Genomic DNA, 1,473 nt, shown 5'->3' with positions numbered 1-1,473 from the left:
TGAATGAGCTACGATGAGCCGAAAATCCTCTCTTCTCAATTAAACCAGTTCTGTCTCATAGGCGTTGATGGCGGACAGAAAACATGACCTGCGGGGGCTGCGCAAGGTCGGTGACAAAGGCGATCCAGTCCGTCGACCCGAACGCTACGGTCAAGCCGGACCCCGCCGCTCGCACGGTCAAGGTCGAGACGGCGGCAACCGTCGCCGATATCGAGCGCGTTCTGGAAGAAGCCGGCTATCCTGCGGTCGCAACCTGATGAGGATGAAACGATGAACAGGCTAACCCCGATTTTCATAGGTGGCGCAATCGCCATCAGCGTGGGCCTGGCACTCGCTCAAACCCAGATGGACAACAATGGCGCTATGCAGGGGCACAATATGCCCGGCATGAACATGCAGGGCATGGACATGTCCGCCGCGGACGAACCCTCGACCAAGGCTTACATGGCCGTCATGGAAAGCATGCAGAAGAACATGCTGATGGACTATTCAGGCGATGCCGATGTCGACTTCATGCGCGGCATGGTTCCCCATCATCAGGGCGCTATCGACATGGCAAAGGTCGTTCTCGAGTACGGTCGCGCCCCTGAGGTCCGCAAGCTCGCAGAAGACGTGATCAAAGCCCAGGAAGGCGAGATCGCCATGATGAAGAAGTGGCTCGCCGATCGTGGCAAATAACGCCGGTCGGGCGGCTTCTTGAGCCGCCCGACCAATCCCTGCATCTTACACAGGCTCAGGAGAGGGCGCGCTATTGCGCGTTTGACCCTGTCGAGCCCGGAGACCACGACGTTGCCATAGAACGCGCCATGCTAAGCAACCTTCGGAAGGCCGGGTTGTCATTACGTGGAGACCATACGGCGCTAAATGGCAAGATTTCCCCGAGAATCGCCCGATAGCACACGCCGGGGAACTGAGCCGCAGTCATCGCCTCGCTAACGACCGTCAATCCGCTGCCCAGAGCCACGAGTGGGAGCAGGTTCTCTCGTCCGACAAAATGGACGGTGATCTCAGGGTGCTGACCCAGACCAGCCAAGCGCTGAACCAGGTAGTCGTGAATTTCTTGGCCGGGGGCCACGTCGTTCACGACGAAAGTTTCGTCAACAAGGTCGGTCCAATCGACCTCGTCGCGCCCGGCTAACGAATGATCTTCCGGTAGAACCGCAAAGACGCGCTCAGACCAAAAATACGAGGTGTCGCAATCAGGCCAGAGGCGGGTGCCGGTAAGGAAGGCGACGTCAAGAGAAAACTGGCGGATCGCCGCCACATGCTCTGAATGATTGCCATCGATGAGTTCAACCTGAACCCTCGGATGCGCGCGATGATATGCACGCAATAGTTCTGCAAGAAACCCCGAGGCAATCGATGAGAATATTCCGATCCTCACGAAGCCGTCTTCAGAGTCTGACTCGAAAAGCCTTCAACGATATCGGTACCTTGCAAGTCGCCTTGTGATCAGGCGAATGTGGGCGATGA

The 1,473-nt window shown here is 57.5% G+C and carries 2 protein-coding genes and 1 pseudogene; 2 read left to right on the top strand and 1 reads right to left on the bottom strand.

Features of this window, described 5'->3' with window-relative positions:
• Positions 1-83 precede the first annotated feature (83 nt).
• A complete protein-coding gene (locus AKG11_RS33480) occupies positions 84-257 on the top strand; it encodes a heavy-metal-associated domain-containing protein (protein ID WP_050747152.1) in 174 nt (57 codons plus the stop codon).
• 13 nt (positions 258-270) lie between these two features.
• Positions 271-678, top strand: coding sequence for a CopM family metallochaperone (locus AKG11_RS33475; protein ID WP_050747151.1), 408 nt, complete (start codon positions 271-273; stop codon positions 676-678).
• A gap of 70 nt (positions 679-748) precedes the next feature.
• On the opposite strand, the pseudogene AKG11_RS33470 reads toward AKG11_RS33475, so the two are convergent.
• Positions 749-1,387 (bottom strand): annotated as a pseudogene (locus AKG11_RS33470) (LysR family substrate-binding domain-containing protein); the annotation flags it as partial.
• Between the last annotated feature and the right edge of the window lie 86 nt (positions 1,388-1,473).

Origin of the sequence: Shinella sp. SUS2 (assembly GCF_001262505.1) — a bacterium.
In the GTDB taxonomy this organism is placed as follows: Bacteria; Pseudomonadota; Alphaproteobacteria; order Rhizobiales; family Rhizobiaceae; genus Shinella.
This window is presented reverse-complemented; position numbering and strand designations above follow the sequence as displayed.

Coding starts and splice junctions, on each gene's coding strand:
- AKG11_RS33475 (WP_050747151.1), top strand. CDS start 271: ATGAACAGGCTAACCCCGATTTTCATAGGTGGCGCAATCGCCATCAGC.
- AKG11_RS33480 (WP_050747152.1), top strand. CDS start 84: ATGACCTGCGGGGGCTGCGCAAGGTCGGTGACAAAGGCGATCCAGTCC.